This window comes from Pseudothermotoga sp. (assembly GCA_025060105.1).
Classification (GTDB): domain Bacteria; phylum Thermotogota; class Thermotogae; order Thermotogales; family DSM-5069; genus Pseudothermotoga_A.
The window spans coordinates 58,822-81,550 of record JANXCS010000007.1; the positions used below are offsets into that span (position 1 = coordinate 58,822).

The window sequence follows — 22,729 nt, forward strand, 5'->3', positions numbered from 1 at the left end:
AAAATTGATAATATAGTTGATGAATCAGATGTCAGATTGAATAGTGGTTCACCTTACGGGGAGGGAATAGATTGCGAGATCACGTTGGCATAGCAGGGATAGGAACATACCTTCCAAGAAGATACGTCACCGCGAGAGAATTGGCTTCCTCCATCGGCATAGATGAAAAAATCATCGTAGAAAAATTCGGTTTAAAGGGAAAATATCTGCCAACAGAAGAGGACACAACGAGTTTCATGGGGATCATGGCCGCGAAAAAAGCCTTAGAAAATGCGCACACAAATCCTGAGGAAGTGGATATTGTCATTTGGAACGGGGCTCAGCACAAAGACTATCCTTGCTGGCTTGCTTGCACAAAGGTGGCGCACGAGATCGGTGCTAAAAAAGCCTGGGCGTTCGACATGGAGGCAATGTGTGGCTCGATGATAGTGGGACTTCAAGTAGCAAGATCGCTCATGCTAGTCGAAAAGAATGTAAATACAACCTTGCTGGTGAGTGGTTATCGAAATGTAGACCTTGTTAACTACGCTCACAGGCCAACTTCTTTCATGTTTGACATCGCTGCCAGCGGAGCCGCAGTGGTGCTCAAGAAAAATTACGGCAAAAATGTACTACTAGGTATCTCCAACGTAGTAGATGGTTCTTTCGCCGAGGACTGTATCGTGCCGGTGGGAGGTACAAAGAAATGGCCAATGAGACCAGAAGATCTAAACGACTATTATTTTCACCTCACAGACTCAGACACTTTCAAGGAAAGATTGGGCAATGTTACTCTGAAGAACTTTTATTATGTCATAGACGATGCCTTAAAGAAGAGCGGTTTTTCAAGAAAAGATATATCTTACCTTGCAATACTTCATTTTAAGCGCTCGGCTCACATGGAAGTACTCAATGAACTTGGTTTGAGAGAAGAACAATCTTTCTACCTTGAAGATTACGGTCACATGGGGCAGAACGATCAAATTTTTTCCCTCGAGGAGGGTTTGAGGAGAGGAAAAGTAAAAGACGGTGACATAGTGGTACTTGTGGGCGCAGGTGTTGGTTGGACCTGGAACGCCGCAGTGATTAGGTGGGGAAAAGCTAGAGAACCGATGAGTTGGTGAGGGGGAATGAACATGAAATGGAAAGAGGTGTATGCGAAAAAACTTGTCGATATCGAGACAGTCTTGAGCCTTGTTCAATCCAATCAAACCATAGTTGTGGGTATGACACCTATGGAACCGAAGGTTTTTCTTCGAAATCTACATAAAATTGCAGATAAAGTCGAGAACGTTACGGTGTTCACTTGCCTGAACATGGAAAATTATCCTTTTTACATGAATAAAGAATACAACAAAAACTTTCAAAATGCATCGTGGTACTTTGGCGGTTCAAACAGAGAGGCTGTGAAGAACGGCTATGGTACCGTAACGTACGTTCCTAACAACCTTCACCAAGCAGGGACAAACCTCATAGAAAGCAGAGAGATCGATCTCTTCGTTGGCGTTGCATCTCCAATGGATAAGAACGGTTTCTTTACACTATCAGCCTCCGTTGTTTATGAAAAAGATGTGATTGAGAAAGCAAAGAGAGTAGTCTTGGAGGTCAATCCCAAAGCTCCCAGAACACACGGTGACACACAAGTGCATGTTAATGATGTAGATTGTATCGTTGAAGTCGATTACGATTTACCAGAAGTAGAGCTAGTTGAGCCTACCGATGTAGAAGCAAAGATTGCAGAGCATGTGAGCCAACTCATTGAAGATGGTTCAACGATTCAAATTGGCATCGGTGGTATACCCAACGCCGTTGCAAAGCTGCTCTCAAGTAAGAAAGATCTCGGAGTTCACACGGAGATGCTGACCGAGTCCATGATAGATCTCTTCGAATTGGGGGTGATAACGAACAAGAGAAAGACCCTGTGGAACGGTAAGTTCGTCTGCACTTTCGCCTTCGGCACCAAAAGACTTTACAGCTTTGTGGATGACAACCCTTCCGTCATGTTCCTGCGCGGCAGATATGTGAACGATCCTTATGTGATCGCACAGAACGAGAAAATGGTGAGCATTAACACTGCACTCATGGTTGATCTGACTGGAAATGTGTGTTCTGAGGCCCTGGGGACGCAACATTACAGTGGTACAGGTGGCCAACTCGACACCCACCGTGGAGCAGTGAAGAGCAAAGGTGGTAAGGGTATCATCGCTTTGAGATCCACTGCCAAGAACGGAACCGTTTCCACGATCGTGCCACTGCTGCCACAAGGTTCTCCCATCACGGTTCCCAGGCAAGAGCTCGACTACGTTGTGACTGAATGGGGTGTGGCACACGTTAGGGGAAAGACCATCAGAGAAAGGACCTTAGCACTGATTTCTATAGCACATCCGAATTTCAGGAATGCTCTCATTTCCGAAGCGAAGAAATTGGACTTAATCTGAAAGAAAGGGGTGAGTTGGATGAAAAAGCTTTTGGTGGCTTTCTTTGTGTTACTCACTTTGATGGCTACGGCAAAAACGATCAAGATTGGAGCGATTCTACCGCTATCTGATATTACGGGAAGACAAGCAGCAAACGCTATGAAGCTCGCTGTGAAGGAGATCAACGAAGCTGGTGGCGTGCTTGGTATGCAGATTGAGCTGTTCATCATGGACGATGAAATGAAACCTGAAAAAGGTGCAGCGGCAGTCGATAGACTTGCAACTGTGGAAAAGGTTGACTTTTTCGTTGGAGGGATGTCCAGTAGCGTCCATCTGGCACAGATACCGATTCTGAAGAAATACCAAAAAATAACGGTGTGGATAGGTGCAGCCTCTTACAGATGTGAAGAAGCAATAGGTCCAGATTCCGATTGGTATTTCCACCTGCATCCTTGGGACTATCTACAAGGTGAAAGCTATGCACACGGATGGCGAGCGATCACTCAAAAATATCCACAGGTAAAAATCGAGAAGATATTCTTGGCGTACGAAGAGGGGGCTTTCGGTACCAGTTCATTCAAGTCTTACCAAGATGAGTTCGAGCTTGCAAAGAAGGGCACAGGAGTTTGGGCAGGTTTAATGAAAGATTTGAAAGGTGCACCGTTCAAGAGTGCAGCTCTGGGTGGCGGTGATTACAGGGCCGTCTTGCTACAAGCAAAACAGTACGATCCAGATTTGTTCATCTGGGCAGGTTACGATGCTGATGCAATACCCATGTTAGTTCAAGCAAAGGAAATAGGTTTCGCACCAAAGTTATTCGTCGGAGCACCTCCAGGATGGCCTGCTGACTTTGGCAAGAACCCTCTATCGCACGGTGTTGTCCTTTACGGCATGTGGGCTCCCACTCTGAAAGAAGTCAGTCCGATAGCAAAACATTTCTGGAATGCTTACGTGAAAGAGTTCAATGAAGAACCTGCGACGTATTTCGCTCCCCTCGGTTATACCAACATAATGTTCCTTATTGAAGGTATCAAGAAAGCGGGTTCATTGGATAAAGATGCAATAATCAAAGCTCTCAGAGAGATCGAGTACGATTCACCTGTTGGAGGCGTTTTGAAGATTGCACCGAGCAGAATCATAAAGAATCAAGGTTTCAGAGCTCAAAAGATCTTACAGTGGCAGAACGGAGTCCAACACGTTATCTGGCCCTTCGAGTATGCCACTGCCCAGCTGATCTACCCCTTCCCAGGTTGGCAAGGCAGATGAACTATGGGCTGGGCTTCGGCCCAGCTCTCTCCAATGTTGGAAGAGGTGAAGTGTGTGAGAAGGAACGTCGTCGGGTACTTCATACTTGCTGTTGTGTTGCTCATCGTAGCTTTGTTCAGACCTTACGCTTTCTTCTATGGTTTGCAGAGAGGAAGTCTCTACGGCATGATAGCACTACCACTCGCACTCATACTCGGTATCGTCGGACTTTTGAACCTCGCGCATGGGGAATTTTTGACCCTATCGCTCTATCTCACCTATTCTTTGTTCGACAGATTCAAAATCGATCCACTCGTTTCGATGCTCATGACCGTTCCGTTTCTTTTGGCGTTCGGATTCGCTGTGTACAAGTTGGTCATAGAAAGATCTTTGAAAGCTCACCATCTGAACCTTCTACTTTTGACCTTCGGTGTTTCGATAGTTATGGTCGAAACATTCAACATTGTTTGGACTTCCAGGCCGAGGAACATATACGTACCTTACGCAACAACGTCTGTGAACATCTTCGGTGTGCGCGTTGGTGGGTACGAATTCTTCTACACATTGATAGCCATGATGGTTTTGATTGGGTTGCTTATATTTCTCAAAAAGACTCGTCTTGGACAAGCAACTTATGCTGTGGGGCAAAATCCCAAAGGTGCAGCCATCGTTGGTATAAATGTGAAGTTGGTCTATGCTTTCGTTTTCAGTCTTGCCGCAGGCTTGGTGGCATTGGCTGGTGCCTTTCTCAGCGTGAGAAGTTCGATCTTTCCACATGTTGGTGGCCCTTTCACGATGAAATCTTTCAGTTTGACCGCCATGGCTGGATTAGGTAATCTCCCAGGCATAGTGTTGGCAGGTATCGTGCTAGCGGTCGCAGAAGAAATCGTGAAATCCATACCGAGATACACAGGTTGGGCAGATCTCGTGTTCTTCGTAGTGCTCATAGTAGCTATTGTGTTGAAAAGTTTCAGGAGGCGAGAAGGATGAAATATCTTACGATATGCAGTCTTTGTGTGTTGTGTTTCTTGTTACCTTTCTTCGCGGGAGCGTACCTTGTGCATGTTCTCACTTCGATCATGATTTTTTTATCTTTGAGCCTGAGCTGGGACATGATGTTGAGAACGGGGCAACTTTCTTTCGGGATAGCGGGTTTCTTTGGATTGGGTGCCTATGCTTCGATCATCGCCGTCGATGATTTCTCCGTTCATCCTTTGATGAGTATCTTCGTGGCAGCGATCTTCGCTGCATTGATCGCCTTGGGTTTGGGTTGGATCGTTTTGAGGTTACGGGAGATATATTTCGCCATCACGACTTTGGCTTTATCTAGCGTTTTCATGATTTTCGCAAGGAATTTGAGCGATCTGACGGGAGGATCTGCGGGAAAGGTTCTCTACGAATCGATTTTCGGTGGTGATCCAATCAAAACCTACTGGCTGGTCCTCTCGATAACTCTCATTGTGATCCTCACCTCCGAACTGTTCGAGCGGACAAGAATCCATTTTGCGATAAGTTCCATCCGCAACGATGAAATTACTGCAAAGTGCTGTGGAGTAAACATATTCAAGTATCTACTGCTAGTTTTCGTTCTTACTTCAGCTATACAGGGTGCCATGGGCGCTCTCTATGCACAACAGTACGCTTTCGTTGAACCCGAAAGCACATTTTCAGCAAATTTCCTTTTACTTCCCATGTCTATGGCGCTCGTTGGTGGTATATATTCCACGATCGGTCCAATAATGGGGGCTTTGGCTCTAGGATTAGCTTCCGAATATCTCAAACTTGTGATGCCATATGGACACCTCATAATCTATGGTTTCATATTGATCTTCACGATAATGTTCATGCCTAAAGGCATTTATGGAACCATCGTCAATAGATTCAAAAGTCGATAGGGGGCTTCCGTTGTGTTGTTGAGAACTGAAAATCTAACTAAGCGATTTGGAGGTTTAGTTGCAATCAAATCGGTGAATTTGCAGATACAACCTGGAGAAATACTTGGTATCATAGGCCCCAACGGTGCGGGTAAAACTACCTTCACCAATTTGGTATCTGGTGTTCTTTATCCCACGGAGGGACGCATCTATTTTCACGAGAAGGATATAACGTTTACTCCAGCACATTTGCGAGCGCGGATGGGGATAGCTAGAACGTTCCAGCTTGTGCGTCCATTGAGAGATTTCACCGCACTTGAAAACATCATGGTTTCTTTTCTTTTTGCCAAAGGCAAGTCCTTGTCCGAAGCACGTAAGTTTGCTGTACATGTGTGTGAACTCGTTGGTTTGGATAAACCCGATAGAAAGCCTGATAAACTCACCGTTTTCGAGATGAAAAAATTAGAGATCGCAAGAGCGCTCGCGTGTGAACCAAGGTTGCTAATCCTAGATGAAGTCATGGCAGGATTAAACTATGAAGAGATGGAGCACATGATCCAATTGGTACGTCATTTACGACAAAAGGGTTTAACCATATGCGTTATAGAGCACGTGATGAGTGTGATAAACCAGCTGACTGATCGAGTTGTTGTGTTCGATAGGGGCGAGATCATCGCAGAAGGTTCTTATCAAAAGGTTGCTAACGATCCGAAAGTCGTGAGTGCCTATCTTGGGGAGGAAGCGTGATGCTGGAGATAGATCGATTGAACGTGGCATACGGTAAAGTCAAAGTCCTTTGGGATGTCTCACTCAAAGTGAAAGAAGGTGAAGCCGTTGGGCTGTTTGGTCCCAACGGTGCTGGTAAAACTACGCTTGTAAACAGTGTCTTGGGGTTTCTCAGACCGATCTCAGGTAAAATCTTCTTCGATGGAATTGAAATAACAAATTTAGAGACCCACAAGATCGTGAAACTAGGTATAGCACTCGTTCCACAGGAACGCGAGCTCTTTCCGGCCATGAGCGTTGAGGAAAATCTCAGGGCAGGTGCGAACTATGTACCACACGGAAGAGAAAAGATGAAAGAAGCCTTCGAGCTGGTTTTCACCCTCTTTCCCGTCCTCAAGGAAAGGTTGAAACAGAAAGTCGGAACGATGAGTGGTGGAGAGCAAAGAATGGTGGCGGTTGCAAGGGCTCTCATGTCTTTCCCAAAGGTTTTGATTCTTGATGAACCTTCCGTTGGATTACAACCATCGATCGTTTCAGAGCTCTTTTCAAAGCTTGCAGATATCAAAAAACGGGGCGTATCAATCCTCCTAATAGAACAAAATGTAAGACAAGGTTTGAAGGTGGTCGAAAGGGGTTACGTGCTTGAAAACGGTAGAATAGTCATGGAGGATTCTTCACAGAATTTGATCAACAATGAACACGTGAAGAAAGCCTATCTTGGTTTGTAGGAAGGGGTGATTCTGTGAGATTGTCAGGAAAGGTGTGCATCATCACGGGAGCTGCGAGCGGTATCGGTAGAGCGGCAAGTTTGCTCTTCGCGAAAGAAGGTGCAACGGTCTGCGCATGTGATGTGTCAGAACAAGCTTTGAAGAAACTTGTCGAAGATGCTCAAGGGTTACCTGGTTCCATTGATCCTTATATTCTTGATGTGACCAACAGAGAACAAGTATTTAAGATCGTCGAACAAATCGTCGGTAAATACGGAAAGATCGATGTGCTTGTGAACAACGCTGGGATCACGAGGGATGCCTTGCTCGTTAAAATGACAGAGGAAGATTGGAATGCGGTGATCAACGTGAACCTCACAGGTGTGTTCAACATGACTCAAGCCGTCGCACCTCACATGATGAAAGCTCAAAAAGGATCGATCATCAATACCTCCTCAGTCGTTGGAATCTATGGAAACATTGGCCAGACGAACTATGCGGCAACCAAAGGTGGCGTGATTGCGATGACAAAAACTTGGGCCAAAGAGCTCGCTCGGAAAGGTGCACAGATAAGGGTCAACGCTGTGGCTCCGGGGTTCATAAGAACACCCATGACGGAGAAAGTTCCAGAAAAGATCATCGAGGCGGTCGTGAGTCGAACACCATTGGCGCGAATGGGAGAACCAGAAGAAGTGGCAAATGTTTATTTGTTTCTCGCGAGTGACGAATCTTCTTACATCACAGGACAAGTGATCGGTGTAGATGGAGGTTTAACGATTTGAAACTCAACCTTTTGAGGGGGGATGCGTGGTGAAGAAACTGCTGGTTGTATCGTTCGTTTTAGCCGTGATCTTGACCTTTGCTGAGGTCGGAGTTTATCCAGACAAAATCGTAGTTGGAACTTTCCAAGCGCTTTCTGGACCTTACGCGGTCATAGGTCAAGAGATGTCCAAAGGCTTGCTCGCTTACTTCAACTGGATCAACAAGAACAACGGTGTTTACGGCAGGAAGATCGAATTGCTCATCGCGGATGATCAACTCAACCCAACCAGGACTGTCGTTGAAGTGAAGAGACTGGTTGAATCTGACAAAGTTTTTGCAATCGTTGGCGGTCTTGGTACTTATGGGTGCCTAGCCGTCATGGATTATCTGGAACAGAACAAAGTACCGTTTGTCTACCAAGGTGCGGGTACAAGCTTGTTGGTCGTACCACCGAAGAGATACATCTTTGGAGTGCAGCCAGACTACACTTTGGAAGGTCAGCTCATCGCCAGATTCTTGGTCGAAAATTTGAAGAAGAGAAAGATCGGAGTCATTTACATGGCGAACGATGTCGGTAAAGAAGGTCTAGCTGCAGTGAAAATGAGACTCGAAAAATATGGTATGAAGCCAGCCATCGAAATCGCTTACAATCCACTTGAAACGGATTACAGTGCGCTCGCAGTCGACGTGTTGAAAGTCTCACCGGATGCCATTGTGATATACGGCTTCTTGACGGACACTGTGAGATGGATCAAAACTTTAAGAGACTACGGTGTAGACGCTGCCATCGTGACCACCTATGCGAACGCAGATCCAAGCTTCATAAACTTGGCTGGCAAGTACGCCGAGGGCGTTTATCTCACAGGATGGGTCCCGTTGGCAACACCAGATAGACCTGAGTTCTTGAGAGATTATCAAAGGGCTGTGGCCATATTCCAGGAAAGTTATCCCAACCAGATCATGTCTTCTTACGCTGTGGCCGGATTCATTGCAGCTGAAGTGTTCGTACAGGGTCTGCTAAGGGCTGGACCAGACCTATCCAGAGAGAAACTTGTTGAAGCCTTAGAGACCTTCAAGAATTGGAACGGTATCTTAGCGAAGGATATCACGTGGGGACCTGGTTTGAGACGTGGAAAATCAACGATGTATTTCATGAAGATCGAAAAAGGTGCTTTCACAGCAGTGACAGATCTCATAGGACTTTGAATGAGGAAGGGGAAAGGCCCCCTTCCTCTTTGTCGGAGGTATGTGCATTGGCTCTGTTAGAGATAAATTCACTGACTGTAAAGTTTGGTGGACTCGTTGCTGTGGATCATTTTTCCATGGCTGTGGAACAAGGCGAGATTCACTCTCTGATAGGTCCCAACGGGGCTGGAAAGACAACGGTTTTCAACGCGATAACTCGTGTAGTCAAGATTGATTCAGGCACCATAAAGCTCGACGGTAAAGAATTGATCCATACCAGTCCACACCAGATCATCTCCATGGGCGTGGCGAGGACTTTTCAAAATGTTGCTGTGTTCAAGTATATGACGGTACTAGAGAATTTCTATGTTGGTTATCACTGCAGAATCGAAGGAGGTTTATTGAACGATCTGTTTTCGAGTAAGAAAAAATTGATTCGAAACTATGAGATGTACAAAAAAGCACTCCATGTGGCAGACTTTTTGGGTTTGAAAAGCAGACTTTTGAGTTATGCTGGAACGATACCTTTCTTTCATCAAAAGCTCGTTGAGATAGGACGCGCGCTCATGTCTGAGCCGAAGTTGATCCTTCTGGACGAACCAGCTGCAGGTTTGAATGAAACCGAGACTCAACAGATGATGTTGATCATTCGACGCATGAGGGATGAGATGGGTGTAACCGTTTTGCTGATAGAACACGACATGCGATTGGTGATGGATGTGTCGGACATAGTGACGGTCATGGACTTTGGTAAGAAGATCAGCGAGGGGCGACCAGAGGTAGTTAGAAAGGATCCGCGGGTCATCAAAGCTTATCTGGGAGAGATGGAGGATGCTTGAGATCAGAAACGTAACTGTCACCTACGGCCCAGTCATCGCCGTGAAGAACGTCTCACTTCGGGTAGATAAAGGCTCCATCACAGTGATACTCGGTGCCAACGGTTCGGGTAAATCGTCACTTCTGCAAGCCATTGTGGGTTTGAACAGAATCGCCTCTGGTCAGATAATCTTCGAAGGAGAGAGGATAGATAAATTGCAAGCACACGAGGTAGTCAAACGTGGATTGGTTCTTTGTCCTGACAGTAGGATGATCTTTCATAGGATGAGCGTTTTTGAAAACTTACAAGCAGGTGCATACCTGAGGAAAGATGATTTTTCCAGCGATTTAGAGTTCATTTTTAAACTTTTCCCCAGATTGAAAGAACGTCTGAAACAAAAAGCTGGCACGCTTTCAGGTGGAGAAAGACAGATGCTCGCGATAGCGAGAGCACTCATGGCAAAACCAAAACTACTCATGCTCGACGAACCTTCCACAGGTTTAGCACCGAATTTGGTCACCGAGATCATGAAAGTGATCAAGCAAATAAATGAAGCTGGTGTGACGATCCTTTTGGTTGAACAGAGTGCTTATGCTGCTTTGAAGATTTCCAACTATGGCTATGTTTTACAAACGGGAAGGATAGTTCTCGAGGGTCCTTCTGAGCGATTGTTGAAGGACAGTTTCGTGATCGAAAGCTATTTAGGAGGGAAAATGGGTGTTTCTGAATAGGTTGATTCTCGGTCTTTCCACTGGTGCTTTTTATTCCTTGACAGCCATAGGTATAGTACTCATATTCAAAGTTACAGGTCTGATGAACTTTGCCTACGGGAACATGGCGATGTTCATGGCGTATTTGACTTATACTTTCGTTGCCATGGGCTTTGGTTCTTGGGCTGCATTGATTCTCGTGATACCTATAAGTTCTCTCTTTGGTTACATGGTGGAACGTTTCACGTTGAGACCCTTGAAGAGGTTCTCACACGGCTCGATGTTGATAGTGACCTTCGGATTACTGATGATTTTAGAAGGACTCGCAACCCAGATATGGGGGACACAATACAAATCCATCCCAGAATTGATAGTGGGAAGACCGTTCGTACTGAGAGGCAACTTTGGGATAGTTGTGCTCAGAAGACAGGATCTTTTGCTCTTCACGATTTTGTTGGGTGTATCTGTAATGATCTTTCTACTTCTCAGATTCACGAAAGCTGGGATAGCCATGCGTGCTGTTTCCGAAAACGAGAGGGCAGCTCAACTGATGGGTATCAATCCAGGCAGGGTTGTATCTTGGTCTTGGATGGTTGGCACTGCGGTGGGAACGGTGGTTGCGGTACTCGGAGCACCAAAGACTTACGTTTCTCCAACGATGATGATCTATTATCAACTTCAAGGTTTCACTGCTGCGGTACTCGGAGGTTTCGACAGCCTCCTTGGAGCTGTGTGTGGTGGATTGACTTTGGGTGTCATAGAGAACCTGATAGGTGGTTATATAAGCAACGAACTGAAAACGACCTTGTCACTGGGCATAATCGTCGCCATATTGCTCATTAGACCCCAAGGGTTGTTCGGGAGCGAAGAGATCAGGAGAGTGTAAAAAAATGAAATGGTTGTTGCTGTTAGCTTTGATTTTGATCCCCATTTTACCTAAGATCAGTGGTTTTGTACTCACACTTCTGAGCTTGACCATGATTTACTCCATCGCAACTATGGGATTGAACTTGATCATGGGTTATGCTGGTCAAATTTCCATAGGTCACGCGGCTTTCATGAGTGTTGGCGCGTACACATCGGCGATCTTGGTACAAAAATTTTCTGTTCCCATACCGCTATCCTTGATCGCAGCAACTTTCCTTGGTGGAATCACAGGCATTCTTCTAGGTTTTCCTGCGCTCAGATTGAAAGGATTCTACCTCGCGATAGTGACGATGGGGTTCGTTGTCGCAGTGGAACAACTCTTTGGTGCTTGGTCAGAGTTGACGGGTGGACATATAGGAATGAGGAACATAAAGCTGTTTGGGACTGACAGGGTGAGTTACTATGTCGTCCTGTTCTTCTTGGTCCTATGTTTTTACGTGTTGAGATCGATCGTCAAGGGTAAAACAGGTAAAGCACTGGCGGCAATAAGGGAGAACGAATTGGTTGCGAGAGTGTTTGGTGTGAATCTGACTTATCACAAAGTAATCGCCTTCAGTGTTGGCTCGGCTTTCGCGGCACTCGCTGGAGCACTGTACGCGCACACGATAGGTTACATAGCACCAAGCCTCTTTGGACTCGGAAAATCTTTGGATCTGTTAGCGATGGTTGTTATCGGTGGACTTGCTTTAGAAATAGGACCTTTCTTTGGTGCGGCGTTGTACACAATCCTGCCATTCTTTTTCAGCAGGACACGTTTTTCACTCTCCATAATTTTTGGTTCTATATTGATACTGACCGTGCTGTTCATGCCACGGGGAATAGCTTACCATGTCACCAATTTCTGGCTCAAATGGGGAGAACTCCCTCTAGTTTGGTTCAAGAGAAAACGTGGAAAACCCGAAGGTAAGTTCATCGAAACTTCAATTGGGAAAATTCACTACGTTGAGGCAGGCGAAGGAGTCCCGATCGTGTGCATCCACGGGAACTTTGGTTCTTTCAGATGGTTCAAACCGATCTTAGGAAAGATCGAAGGGTTCAGAACGATTGCGTTGGATTTACCCAACTTTGGTTTTTCAGATTGGTGTAATCCAAGCATCGATACATACGCAAAAGCAGTAGAAGAATTCTCAGAAAAGCTAAATTTGAAGCAGGTTGTACTGATGGCACACTCTCTTGGTGGAGCTGTAGCGATGAAATTAGCTTTAAGAAGACCTGATTTGTTGAAAGGTTTGATTTTGATCGACCCATGTCCCGTGGATGGATTACAAACACCGAGTGAGAATTTGCCATACCTTGAGCTTTACAAAAGAAACAGATCGATGGTGAGAAAGTCACTTTACGGTTTACTGAGTTCTGTGAGGGATAGAAAATTCGTCGAGAAACTCGTGGATGATGCTTTGAAGATGAATCCAAACGCTGTGTACGCACATGCAGAAGAGCTTGCCAAGTTCGATTTGACCAGAGAACTTGAGCAATATCGAGTTAAAACGATGGTTCTTTGGGGTGATATGGATCCACTTTTGACACGCGAACAAATGGAGAAAACCTCTCGAGCTTTGAACGCCGAGTTAATAATCATTCAGAACGCGGGTCATACACCATTCGTTGAATCAACAGGGTTGTTCTTGAAAAAGGTCCATAATTTTCTGAAGGAGGTTTGAACATGAAACATGCAAGGATCGTTTCTTCTGGTCGTTATGTTCCAAGCAAAATCATGACCAACGAACAATTTGAAAATCTTGTTCATTTCAAGATCGATCCTTACTTTTCAGAGCAAATCGGGATAAAGCATCGGCACCTTTCAAACGATGAAGAAACTCCCACGTTCATGGCAGCAGAAGCAGCGAAGAGAGCCCTTGAGAGGATCAACATGAAACCAGAAGAGATAGACTTGATCATCGTCGGCACAGACACACCCGAAGCCATATCTCCTCCAGATGCGCCGAGGGTTCAATACCTCATCGGTGCGCATAAAGCAGAACCTCTTGCGTTCAATGTGAATGCTTCTTGTGCCAATGGAGCTCTGCTTTTGGATATCGCCGCACGTTACATAGCCATGGGTGATTACAAAAATGTTCTTGTGATAGGTGTCTACGCTATGACTAAGTTTTTGAACTGGAAGTATTCATGGGAAGCACTATTTTCAGATGGCGCCGGTGCTCTCATTTTAACTGCATCTGAGCAACCAGGCTATCTTGGTAGTGTCGCTCGGAGCGATGGTAGTTGGTGGTACAACTGGGGTATTTACATGGGAGCAGGGACGATGAACATTCAAGGTTTTGAAAGAGGGCTACATAAGCTCGATTTGAGAGCAGCTTATCCAGCCACGGTCAACGAGGAAGGTTGGCCCATGTTGCTCAACAAGTTGATGGAGAAATGTGGTTTTTCAAAGGACGAAATTGGAATGATCTTTTTCACCCAGGTGAGAAAGAAGACGATACAAAAGGTCATGGAAACCATAGGACTTCCAGAGGAGAAAGCGTACATGATCATGCACAAGTACGGTTACACTGGTTCAGCTTGTGTCTACATGGCTTATGACGATGCTTACGATGAAGGGAAATTGAACGACCTTGAAGGTAAGATCATCATCTTTCTCACCTCGGGGGTGGGATACCAACAAGTGGCTGTTGCCTTCAGAGTGTGAGGTGATGAAGAATGTTCCAAACCTCCGATGGCGTTTTGATAGATTACGAGTTTCATCCCGCTGAAGGCGAAGTAGTAACACTGTTGAACGGTATTTTCATGAACTGTCACAGCTGGGATTTTCTTCTGAAAGATCTGAAGGGACGCTATTCAGTACTCACACACAACTTCAGATGTCAATGGACCTCTTCGAATGGGGATTGTTCGTTTGAAAAACACGTTCAAGATTTGAAGGAACTATGTGATCATTTAAACATAGACAAGTTGCATTTGGTCGGCACATCCTACGGTGCAGAAGTTGGGATGCACTTCGCCATCAAATATCCACAGATGGTGAAAAGTCTTGTAGTAATCACGGCCACAGCACGCGTGACTCCTTACATTCGAAACCTCGCGTTGAGATGGAAAGCAGGTGCCGAGACGAAAGATCCCATCAAGTTCGTGCTGAGTTGGTTGAACGATGTCTACAGTGAAAAGTTCATAGATGAACATCCAGATCTGTTGAGCAACATCGTGACCAGGATGAGTGGTTTCAACTACGAAGGTGCCATCATGTTATTAGATTCCTTCTTACAGATGGAACACGATCCTCTCGTTGAGAAGCTCTCGAAGATAGATTGCCCAACACTCGTTATAGTTGCCGAGTACGATCGAGTGAAACCTCCACACTTTTCATACGAGATCGCTTCCCAAGTCAAAGGCTCCAAATTGGTGTGTATACCAGATACTGGGCACGCCATCGTGGTGGAAAAACCGTGGATCGTCTCGTATCTTGTAAGGTCACACTTAGCTTTGCTGGTTTGATATCGTTCCAATCAACCAACTGAGATAATCTCTGTCCACATTCTTTGCTTCTATCGAGATGATGGCTGGTGTAGTGTAAGGATGAGATTTTTTCAACACTTCGAAAACCTCATCTTCTTTGAACTTGTCCGTTTTCAGAATGGCAGCCCATTCCTGATCTTCAACGATTCTACCTTGCCACCAGTAACCAGATTGAATTTGAAAGATGTTGAAACAAGCGATCTTCCTTTCTTCGAGGAGCCGCTTGCATACGTTCACACAATCTTCCTTCGTTGGAAAGGTGGTGTAGATCAAAACCATTCGAGCACCTCCACAAACCCACACAGAATCGTGAGTGTAGAAATTGAGAGTTAAAAATGCCAAATGTCGTTTCACATGCCCAAATAAGCTTTTTTGACCAGCTCACTCTCGAGCAACTCTTTCCCAGATCCATGCGCAATTATCCTACCGGTTTGAAGCACGTAACCTCTATCAGCTATTTCTAAAGCTTCTTGAACTTTTTGTTCGACCAGCAAAATGGCAACGCGTTTTTCTTTATTTATTTGTTTCAGTGCATCTAGAACTTTGTCTACCATGATCGGCATCAAACCGAGTGACATTTCATCAACGAGTATGAGCTTAGGATCGGCCATCAACGCTCTACCTATGGCGAGCATTTGTTGCTCTCCACCAGACAGAGTCTCGGCTTTCTGATTTTCACGCTCCTTCAGCCTTGGAAACAGATCAAAAACTTCTTTCAGTAGTCTGCTGATCTTGACACGATCGTTCAGCGTGTAGGCACCCATCAAGAGATTGTCCTTCACGGACATTTTACCGAATACATGTCGGCCTTCAGGCACGTGTGCTATCCCTAAGCGCACTATTTCGTGTGCAGTGAATCTGTGTATGGGTTTACCCAGAAACTCTATCTCACCGGTTATGGGTTTCAACAAGCCAGAGATCGTCCTCAGAACGGTTGACTTACCAGCACCATTAGAGCCCACGATTGCAACGAATTCACCTTCGCCGACCGATATAGAAACATCGAAGACTACGGCTATCCCGTCATAACCTGCGGTCAAGTTTTTTACTCTTAGCATAGTACCTCTCCCCCAGATAAGCTTTGATGACTTCCTCGTTGTTGATGATCTCAACTGGCTTGCCTTCAGCGATTTTCTTGCCTGCACTCAGAACGACAACCCTGTTGGATATTGGCATGATCGCCTCCATGATGTGCTCAACGATTAAGAGCGTTATGCCGGATCTGTTGAGCTTCACACATAGATCCATCGCTTCCTTTATCTCTGACTGATTCAAGCCAGCCATTGCCTCGTCAAGCATGATCATTCTCGGCTTGGTTGCTAAGACTCGTGCTATCTCAAGCCTCTTTTTATCAGCGATCGTCAAATTTCCAGCGAACATGTCACGTTTGTCCCACAAGTGTGTCAAATGAAGTACTTCTTCTGCTATCTTCTGAGCTTCCTTTTTATTGGAGGATCTCAAAAAGGCACCAGTTAACACGTTGTCTCTGACGGTCATATCCTTCAAAGGTTTGACGATCTGGAAGGTTCTCGTCAAACCCATCATGGTTATTTCGTGTGAGGGTTTACCCGTTATGTCCTTTCCGTCAAAAAACACCTGCCCACTGAAAGGTTTATAAAATCCACTTATGCAATTGAAGAGTGTGGTTTTGCCCGCACCGTTTGGACCTATGAGACTGACGATCTCGCCTTCTTTCACAACGAACGAAACGTTATCGTTCGCCACGAGGCTACCAAATTTCATCGTAATTCCCCGCACTTCAAGCAACGGTTTTGCCATATTCGATCCTCCTTCTTTTGCGAATTCTCAGAAGTCCAAGTACTCCCCTCGGTTCGAAGATAACGATGACCATTATCAGTACCCCGTAGATCATCAGATCTATACCTTTACCAGTACCACCGAGATAGGTACGCGTGTACTCCGAGAGAGGAATCAGAATGGCTGCCCCGACGATCGGACCATAAATGTTCCCCAGTCCGCCCAAGACGGTGAGTAAAACGATCTTCATAGATGTTTCAAGCCCGAACACCATGAATGGATCTATATAGAGTATGTACTGTGCGTACAACGTGCCGAAAATGGCCGTCAACATCGAGCTGACAATCATTGCCAGCAGCTTGTACTTTGCGGTGTCAATGCCTAAGGCTTCCGCCGCTTCGTGGCTTTCCCTTATGGCTTTCAAGTAATAACCCATCTTGTTGTGCTCGATCGAAATGGAAACGAACAAGGTCAAAATGAACAGACCGTAAGCGATCAGTATGTAAGGCATCTTCGATCCATGAAACTGCATCGCCCATAAACTGTCCGGAACAACCGGTATAGAGATGCCTGTTGCACCTTCAACGTAGTCCCAGCTCACAAACAGTTGTTTTATAATCTCAGCCACCGCAAGTGTGGCGACAGCAAAGTAGTGACCTTTCAATCGAAAACATGGATAACTTACCAAAAAGGCTATAATGCCTGCGAACACAGCGCCAAGCATCATACCAAGCCACGGCGAGATACCGAACTTGTAGAAGAGAACCGTTGAGGTGTAAGCACCTATACCAAAGAAGGCTGCATGTCCAAAGGAGGTTTGCCCCGCAAAACCTGTTATGATGTTCCAAGCTTCCCCAAGGCCTGCAAAGATGATGGTCATCAACATGACGTGTTGAAAGTTGACGTTTCTCACGATCAAGGGAAGTAACAATAGAACCAAAAGAATTACGAGTAAAGGCGTTTTTCTCATCCCGTTCACCACCCGAAAAGACCTTTGGGTCTGAACTGAAGAACGAGCAGATAAATCAGAAAAGCTATTGCATACTTGAACTGCGTGCCAAGGTAAAAACCTCCTATCGTTTCAGCAAGGCCGATCATGATACCTGCGTAAAAGGCGCCCCATATGTTTCCAAAACCACCGAGTGCCACTATCACGAACGCCAGAAGCCCGTACATCGCGCCGGATTCTGGATAGACCGGAAATATGCCAGAAAGGAGCGTACCGGCCACACCCACGCAAACACCGGACAGTGCGAAGGTAAACATGTACACCTTCTCGGTGTCAACACCCATCAATTCCGCTACATCTTTACTCTGCGCGGTTGCCTGAATCGCTTTTCCAAATTTAGTCTTTTTTATGAACATCGCCACGGCGAGCGTCATGACGATACTGCCGAACGCCGCGACGAGCTGTGGCAAGCCGATGACCACATTGAAGATGATGAACCTTTTCCCAGACAAGATCGATTCACCAACGAATCTGTAGTTTGGGCTCCATAAGAATTGGGCCAAGTTTCTGATGAACAAACTCAAACCAAAAGTTGCAAGTAAAGCCATGAGCCCAGGTGCATTCACAACGCGTTTTATAACGAGTCTATAGGAAAGAATTGCTATCAATGCAGTAACGATCGCTGCAATGGGTAATGAAATCAATGGATCCCACTTCAAAAGAGCATAGAGCCAGAAAACAATGTACATGGACATCATCATGAAATCCCCGTGTGCAAAATTGATTATGTCCATCAAACCCCAGATCAATGTCAAGCCAACTGCCACAAGCGAGTAAACACTGCCAACGAGTACACCAGTAACGATAAGTTGACCGAGCATGTTCATCCCCTTCCACGATCTTTACAATTTTTAAAGGGGGGGCAACTATGCCCCCCTCTTTTCACCTCTTCGTCCAATCTGGGAACTGCGGTACAGGTGGTTTTGTCTGATAAGTTTCCGGCCAGACTGCCTCATAAATCCCGTTGAGGATCTGTGTCATGACGGAAGCCGAGTAAACATTCTGCCCATCGGGGCCAAATTTGATCTTCCCAGAGACAAAATACGGTGCCTCAAAGGTGTGGTTCTTGAGAACCTCCAACACTTTGGCCGGTTCGGTTGTACCAGCAAGGTTTATCGCCTCAGCTATGACGAGTGCGGAAGCGAAGTCTTCTAGAGTCGGTCCATCGATATCGACGTTTGATTTGACCTTGTACATCTCGTTGATCTTTGAAAGGATTGGCATCTTCGAGAACAGAGCAGAAGTCGTTGCGTTAGTTCCAGCAAAGTAATCAGCATCCTTACCGAGGTTAACGACGAACTGTGGATCTTGATACCCTCCACAGTAGGAGAGCACTACCTTAGGAACAACGTTGAATTCTTTGTACTTCTTGACAAACATCGTCATGTCACCTATGTAAGATGCATGGAAAATCGCGTCTGGTCTTGCAGATTTGACCCTTTGAACTTCGATATCCACGTTTGTAGCGTTCACAGGATATTTCACATCAGCAACGAGACTGAATTCTGGAAAGTCCTTGATTTTTTCCTTCACCATTTGTGCCGCGTGCACGCCATATTCGTTGTCGATATACACCACAGCAACTTTCTTTATGTTCGCATTGAATTTTTCGTTGAGGTATCTCAGGTACTCGAAGAAGAAGACTGTTTCCATACCATCGTGTGGAGCAATCCTGAAGAACCACTTCAAACCTCTCTCAGTGAGAGCTGCAGAACTGGAGGATCCTGCAACGAAAGGTATTCCGTACTTCTCAGCCACCTGGCTCGCAGGTTTCGTACAGGAAGATTGGTAACATCCAATGAGTGCTACAACTTTTTCATTCCTAATCAATCTCTCTGCCTCAGCCATCGCGAGTTCTGGGTTCCCTTGATGATCCGCAAAGATGATTTGAACCTTCGCTCCGCGCAGGTTAGGTAAACCTGCGGATTTGGCTAATGACAAAGCGATTTCTGGATATACCCCATTGATGATCTCTTGTGCAACCTCGATCGCGTATTTGATTTTGACGCCTGTTGCTGCCGCCGCACCGGTGAGCGGGAAGATAGCTCCGATCTTGACGACTTCCTGTGCTAGCACTAAAAAGCTCACGAGTAACACAATAACCACCAGCAACTTCTTCATACAAACACCTCCTCGGCTTTAAGTGTTGTGAAAATGTTAACAAACTTGCTCACAACCTTTTTGATTATAACGTTTTGAATATGATCGTGTCAAAAGATACTCAGCCTTTTCCCAAAAGGATTCTCTTCAAATAAAGCTCTTCTGCTCTTAGTTCTTGTGATAATTTTTCGTTTTTCCTCTTTAATTCAAGAATCTGTTTGAGTCTATCGTGAATAGACTTAGTCAGAGGATATTTCAACGTGAAGAACAGACTCAATAGAAGCAAACCTATGGGGAGCAACGCAAAGACGAAACGTAGAATCATTATGAAGGTCTGACTCTGAGGTTGTTGAATGATTCTCTTCACACCATCTATGATCTCTTCTCTCGGTGGCACATAACCTGCTGCAGCCACTATGTTCGATATCAGAAAGATCCCCACAGCCGAACTCATCTTCCTCATGAATGTGAACAGTCCTGAGAAGATACCCTCTCTTCTTTGTCCGCTTTCCAGTTCGTCGATATCAGGAACATCTGCAAAAATCGAATAGATCATGATTATGACGGCACTCGTTCCGATTCCCACAGCAGCTGCGAACAAGAACGCAACGAAAGTTGGACTGTCTGGGGTGATCGCAAAGCTGAACAGCATAACAATGATCCAAATGAGAAGCCCAAAAATAAAGGCTGTCTTTTTACCCAAACGCCTTCCAACTGCAGACCAGAAAGGTATAACGAGGACTTCGGCGATCAGAAGTGTTCCCAATGCGAGGTTTGTGATGTGTCCTTTATTCAGATAATAAGTCATGAAGTAGATGAGAATACTCATGATCACATCCATCGTCAAGAAGGAGAACAAATACATCAGCAGAACATAAACGAAAGAACGGTTCTTGAAAGGTTCGATGAAAGTTTCTTTGAAACTGAATTTGGATTGTTTCTTCCAAAAGTCAGGCCTTTCAAACGTGAGAGCAAAAGTGAATATGAAGGGTACGGCAAAGAAAACCCCAAAGAAACTAGCCATAGCTGTATATCCCTTGAGCGGAGAGTCGAATCTCTTTACGATCTCAAGGGGTAGGATCGCACAGAATATCGATGAAACCATTGAAAAAAGCATTCTGAAGGATGTGAGTGAAATTCTTTCGTTATAATCGATCGTCAGCTCTGGTGCTAAGGCGTTGTATGGGACCATGACCATGGTTGCCACCGTTGTGAAGAACATGTACGTTAAAATGGCATAAATGAACCGCTGTATTTCACTGGCGAAACTCACCGGATACCACATCAAGAAGAAGGAGAGAAATATGAATGGAATACCTGCTAAAAAGTATACTCTTCTTCTGCCGAACCTCGTTCTCGTTCTATCGGATATCACACCCATGATCGGATCGGTCACCGCGTCCCAAATTTTGCTCACCATGATCACAGTACCAGCGAGGGCGGGATTGATCCTCAAAATGTCCGTCAGAAAGTACAAATAATACGTACCGATGATTATGAACGCTCCTCCACCGTAGAGATCCCCCAGACCGTAAGCTATCTTAGTTTTCAAAGAAAGCTTCTCACTCATGCCTCTTCCCTCCATCAACAGAATTTCAAATTCTTTTCGTAATGTTTCCTCATCGATAGGTTCTCGGATAAATTGAGTATCTCTTCTATGACATTCTTCGCCTGCTCGAGAGAATTTGTTCTGGGATCTCTCATCAAGAACTCTATCAACGCGGATTTGTCACCGTTCATGATCGCATACAACGCCCACTCCATCCTCAACATCCTCGGCCACAGGTAAAACTTCAACACCTTCTCGCTCAACTTCGGTTCTATCCTCTCCACATGCCAACCATCTTTGTCCACAACGGCTGGTACCTCCACAAACACCCCATCCGGTATGCCCTCTATGTAACCTTCGTTCGGAACGTTTATCACAAACCTCCGAACGTTACCATTGACAAGTGAATCTATGAACTGGACCACTGGCTCGTTGGAGAGTCTATTTGCATCGAGCAACATTTCAACGGTTTGTCTGATATCTTCTGGTAACGTTACCAGTAACGGCCCAAAATAATTTACAAATCTTTTGAAACTGAACGATTCATCTTGAGCAAATTTTTTGATGAGCTCAACACCCAACGCGAGTTGATCGTACAACCATCGCCTACCTATATCAGAATCTGGTCCACCCCAAGGTTCACCGTACCATCTCTTCTTCGTCTCGAAGTCTTTGTTGTAATACCATGTCCCGTTCCTCACAGTGTCCCCTATCGGCATCATACCGTAAAACCTGTACATGTCTATCGCTGCAGGACTCATCTGCACATCAAAAGGATTTCTAGGCTTCCACCCCTCAAGGTTGCCCCCCTCTATCCACCTGTCCAACAACTCGTACCCATCTTCCCCATCGTAGAAAAACCTGTTCAACCATATCGCATGGTTGAAACCAGCTACCTGCCAATCTAGCTTCTTTTCATCCAAATTCAGCGCTTCAGCCATTTCGATCACACCGTGATGGCCGTGACAGAAACCGACCACCTTTATTTTTGAACAGCGACTTATGAGATTCGTGCCCTCAAAAACTGGGTTGGCCGTTTGCAAGAGCCACGCGTTGGGACAAATTCTCTCCATCATTCTGGCAAGATCCACGAAAAACTTCAGTTGGTTGAAATTCGTTATCGTGCAGTAATCTGTAACCATGTTGAGTTCTTGTGCATCGATACCTCTGTAGTAACCGTATCTCTCACCTATCTCTCTCACCTTGTCTAGATAAGCATGACCACCAACGAGGGCCGTGTTGATGACAAAATCAGCCTCGTGCAGAGACGTTTCTAAAGATGTGGTCTTTTCGAACCTGAGGTCGGCTCCGAGTTCTTTCACATATCTCACGGCAAGTTCATAAACTCCATTCAGCCTTTGTTCGTCGATGTCCATCAGGGAAACAAGGCTTCCTGATAAACCCTTCGTTTTGCAAAGATCGTTAACCAGACGCATCGAAAAAACCGCACTACCAGCTCCTATGATACTGATCTTCACAGGTGCCATACTCTT

23 protein-coding genes are annotated in these 22,729 nt (G+C 45.4%); 15 read left to right on the plus strand and 8 right to left on the minus strand.

The window, feature by feature from the left end:
* Positions 1–71: 71 nt before the first annotated feature.
* From NZ875_07515 to NZ875_07585, 15 genes are read left to right on the plus strand one after another with little or no spacing between them, the layout of a single operon-like run.
* The gene (locus NZ875_07515) at positions 72–1,103 is read left to right on the plus strand and encodes a 3-oxoacyl-ACP synthase (protein MCS7175581.1); all 1,032 of its coding nucleotides are present in this window, start codon (positions 72–74) and stop codon (positions 1,101–1,103) included.
* 12 nt (positions 1,104–1,115) lie between these two features.
* Complete coding sequence (locus NZ875_07520; protein MCS7175582.1) at positions 1,116–2,417, plus strand: 4-hydroxybutyrate--acetyl-CoA CoA transferase; 1,302 nt, start codon at positions 1,116–1,118, stop codon at positions 2,415–2,417.
* An 18-nt stretch (positions 2,418–2,435) separates the two neighbouring features.
* Positions 2,436–3,662: an ABC transporter substrate-binding protein gene (locus NZ875_07525; protein MCS7175583.1), complete on the plus strand. Its 1,227-nt coding sequence runs from the start codon at positions 2,436–2,438 to the stop codon at positions 3,660–3,662.
* Positions 3,663–3,716: 54 nt separating this feature from the next.
* On the plus strand, positions 3,717–4,631 hold the full coding sequence (locus NZ875_07530) for a branched-chain amino acid ABC transporter permease (protein MCS7175584.1): 915 nt from the start codon (positions 3,717–3,719) through the stop codon (positions 4,629–4,631).
* On the plus strand, positions 4,628–5,536 hold the full coding sequence (locus NZ875_07535; protein ID MCS7175585.1) for a branched-chain amino acid ABC transporter permease: 909 nt from the start codon (positions 4,628–4,630) through the stop codon (positions 5,534–5,536). Before NZ875_07530 ends, NZ875_07535 begins: the two co-directional genes overlap by 4 nt.
* Before the next feature lie 12 nt (positions 5,537–5,548).
* Positions 5,549–6,262, plus strand: coding sequence for an ABC transporter ATP-binding protein (locus tag NZ875_07540; GenBank protein ID MCS7175586.1), 714 nt, complete (start codon positions 5,549–5,551; stop codon positions 6,260–6,262).
* Positions 6,262–6,969 carry an ABC transporter ATP-binding protein gene (locus tag NZ875_07545; protein MCS7175587.1) on the plus strand — a complete coding sequence of 236 codons (708 nt, stop codon included), beginning with the start codon at positions 6,262–6,264 and terminating at the stop codon, positions 6,967–6,969. The genes NZ875_07540 and NZ875_07545 overlap by 1 nt, the downstream gene beginning before the upstream one ends.
* 14 nt (positions 6,970–6,983) lie before the next feature.
* Complete coding sequence (gene fabG / locus NZ875_07550) at positions 6,984–7,730, plus strand: 3-oxoacyl-[acyl-carrier-protein] reductase (protein MCS7175588.1); 747 nt, start codon at positions 6,984–6,986, stop codon at positions 7,728–7,730.
* A gap of 28 nt (positions 7,731–7,758) precedes the next feature.
* On the plus strand, positions 7,759–8,916 hold the full coding sequence (locus tag NZ875_07555; GenBank protein MCS7175589.1) for an ABC transporter substrate-binding protein: 1,158 nt from the start codon (positions 7,759–7,761) through the stop codon (positions 8,914–8,916).
* A gap of 47 nt (positions 8,917–8,963) precedes the next feature.
* Positions 8,964–9,734: an ABC transporter ATP-binding protein gene (locus NZ875_07560; GenBank protein ID MCS7175590.1), complete on the plus strand. Its 771-nt coding sequence runs from the start codon at positions 8,964–8,966 to the stop codon at positions 9,732–9,734.
* The gene (locus NZ875_07565; protein MCS7175591.1) at positions 9,727–10,443 is read left to right on the plus strand and encodes an ABC transporter ATP-binding protein; all 717 of its coding nucleotides are present in this window, start codon (positions 9,727–9,729) and stop codon (positions 10,441–10,443) included. The genes NZ875_07560 and NZ875_07565 overlap by 8 nt, the downstream gene beginning before the upstream one ends.
* Complete coding sequence (locus NZ875_07570) at positions 10,430–11,308, plus strand: branched-chain amino acid ABC transporter permease (protein ID MCS7175592.1); 879 nt, start codon at positions 10,430–10,432, stop codon at positions 11,306–11,308. Before NZ875_07565 ends, NZ875_07570 begins: the two co-directional genes overlap by 14 nt.
* Before the next feature lie 4 nt (positions 11,309–11,312).
* Positions 11,313–13,010: an alpha/beta fold hydrolase gene (locus NZ875_07575; GenBank protein ID MCS7175593.1), complete on the plus strand. Its 1,698-nt coding sequence runs from the start codon at positions 11,313–11,315 to the stop codon at positions 13,008–13,010.
* 2 nt (positions 13,011–13,012) lie between these two features.
* A complete protein-coding gene (locus NZ875_07580; GenBank protein ID MCS7175594.1) occupies positions 13,013–13,996 on the plus strand; it encodes a ketoacyl-ACP synthase III in 984 nt (327 codons plus the stop codon).
* 11 nt (positions 13,997–14,007) lie between these two features.
* On the plus strand, positions 14,008–14,799 hold the full coding sequence (locus tag NZ875_07585; GenBank protein MCS7175595.1) for an alpha/beta hydrolase: 792 nt from the start codon (positions 14,008–14,010) through the stop codon (positions 14,797–14,799).
* Here NZ875_07585 and cutA read toward each other — a convergent pair.
* The 8 genes from cutA to aglA form a co-directional block, all read right to left on the minus strand.
* A complete protein-coding gene (cutA, locus tag NZ875_07590) occupies positions 14,782–15,099 on the minus strand; it encodes a divalent-cation tolerance protein CutA (protein ID MCS7175596.1) in 318 nt (105 codons plus the stop codon). The two genes, NZ875_07585 and cutA, sit on opposite strands and share 18 nt — an antisense overlap.
* A 71-nt stretch (positions 15,100–15,170) precedes the next feature.
* Entirely contained in the window at positions 15,171–15,878 is a 708-nt protein-coding gene (locus NZ875_07595) for an ABC transporter ATP-binding protein (protein ID MCS7175597.1), read from the minus strand.
* Positions 15,844–16,599, minus strand: coding sequence for an ABC transporter ATP-binding protein (locus NZ875_07600; protein MCS7175598.1), 756 nt, complete (start codon positions 16,597–16,599; stop codon positions 15,844–15,846). The genes NZ875_07595 and NZ875_07600 overlap by 35 nt, the downstream gene beginning before the upstream one ends.
* Positions 16,580–17,548, minus strand: a complete 969-nt coding sequence (locus tag NZ875_07605) for a branched-chain amino acid ABC transporter permease (GenBank protein MCS7175599.1) — start codon at positions 17,546–17,548, stop codon at positions 16,580–16,582. The genes NZ875_07600 and NZ875_07605 overlap by 20 nt, the downstream gene beginning before the upstream one ends.
* 5 nt (positions 17,549–17,553) lie before the next feature.
* The gene (locus tag NZ875_07610) at positions 17,554–18,408 is read right to left on the minus strand and encodes a branched-chain amino acid ABC transporter permease (GenBank protein MCS7175600.1); all 855 of its coding nucleotides are present in this window, start codon (positions 18,406–18,408) and stop codon (positions 17,554–17,556) included.
* Positions 18,409–18,469: 61 nt separating this feature from the next.
* A complete protein-coding gene (locus tag NZ875_07615) occupies positions 18,470–19,708 on the minus strand; it encodes an ABC transporter substrate-binding protein (GenBank protein ID MCS7175601.1) in 1,239 nt (412 codons plus the stop codon).
* 100 nt (positions 19,709–19,808) lie between these two features.
* Complete coding sequence (locus NZ875_07620; protein MCS7175602.1) at positions 19,809–21,257, minus strand: glycoside-pentoside-hexuronide (GPH):cation symporter; 1,449 nt, start codon at positions 21,255–21,257, stop codon at positions 19,809–19,811.
* Positions 21,258–21,271: 14 nt separating this feature from the next.
* Positions 21,272–22,723 carry an alpha-glucosidase AglA gene (aglA, locus tag NZ875_07625; protein ID MCS7175603.1) on the minus strand — a complete coding sequence of 484 codons (1,452 nt, stop codon included), beginning with the start codon at positions 22,721–22,723 and terminating at the stop codon, positions 21,272–21,274.
* Positions 22,724–22,729: the final 6 nt, after the last annotated feature.

Excerpts from the sequence above, each read along its gene's own strand:
- NZ875_07520 (MCS7175582.1), top strand. The coding sequence starts at position 1,116 with ATGAAATGGAAAGAGGTGTATGCGAAAAAACTTGTCGATATCGAGACA.
- NZ875_07525 (MCS7175583.1), top strand. The coding sequence starts at position 2,436 with ATGAAAAAGCTTTTGGTGGCTTTCTTTGTGTTACTCACTTTGATGGCT.
- NZ875_07535 (MCS7175585.1), top strand. The coding sequence starts at position 4,628 with ATGAAATATCTTACGATATGCAGTCTTTGTGTGTTGTGTTTCTTGTTA.
- NZ875_07545 (MCS7175587.1), top strand. The coding sequence starts at position 6,262 with ATGCTGGAGATAGATCGATTGAACGTGGCATACGGTAAAGTCAAAGTC.
- NZ875_07565 (MCS7175591.1), top strand. The coding sequence starts at position 9,727 with ATGCTTGAGATCAGAAACGTAACTGTCACCTACGGCCCAGTCATCGCC.
- NZ875_07575 (MCS7175593.1), top strand. The coding sequence starts at position 11,313 with ATGAAATGGTTGTTGCTGTTAGCTTTGATTTTGATCCCCATTTTACCT.
- NZ875_07580 (MCS7175594.1), top strand. The coding sequence starts at position 13,013 with ATGAAACATGCAAGGATCGTTTCTTCTGGTCGTTATGTTCCAAGCAAA.
- NZ875_07585 (MCS7175595.1), top strand. The coding sequence starts at position 14,008 with ATGTTCCAAACCTCCGATGGCGTTTTGATAGATTACGAGTTTCATCCC.
- cutA (MCS7175596.1), bottom strand. The coding sequence starts at position 15,099 with ATGGTTTTGATCTACACCACCTTTCCAACGAAGGAAGATTGTGTGAAC.
- NZ875_07595 (MCS7175597.1), bottom strand. The coding sequence starts at position 15,878 with ATGCTAAGAGTAAAAAACTTGACCGCAGGTTATGACGGGATAGCCGTA.
- NZ875_07600 (MCS7175598.1), bottom strand. The coding sequence starts at position 16,599 with ATGGCAAAACCGTTGCTTGAAGTGCGGGGAATTACGATGAAATTTGGT.
- NZ875_07605 (MCS7175599.1), bottom strand. The coding sequence starts at position 17,548 with ATGAGAAAAACGCCTTTACTCGTAATTCTTTTGGTTCTATTGTTACTT.
- NZ875_07610 (MCS7175600.1), bottom strand. The coding sequence starts at position 18,408 with ATGCTCGGTCAACTTATCGTTACTGGTGTACTCGTTGGCAGTGTTTAC.
- NZ875_07615 (MCS7175601.1), bottom strand. The coding sequence starts at position 19,708 with ATGAAGAAGTTGCTGGTGGTTATTGTGTTACTCGTGAGCTTTTTAGTG.
- NZ875_07620 (MCS7175602.1), bottom strand. The coding sequence starts at position 21,257 with ATGAGTGAGAAGCTTTCTTTGAAAACTAAGATAGCTTACGGTCTGGGG.
- aglA (MCS7175603.1), bottom strand. The coding sequence starts at position 22,723 with ATGGCACCTGTGAAGATCAGTATCATAGGAGCTGGTAGTGCGGTTTTT.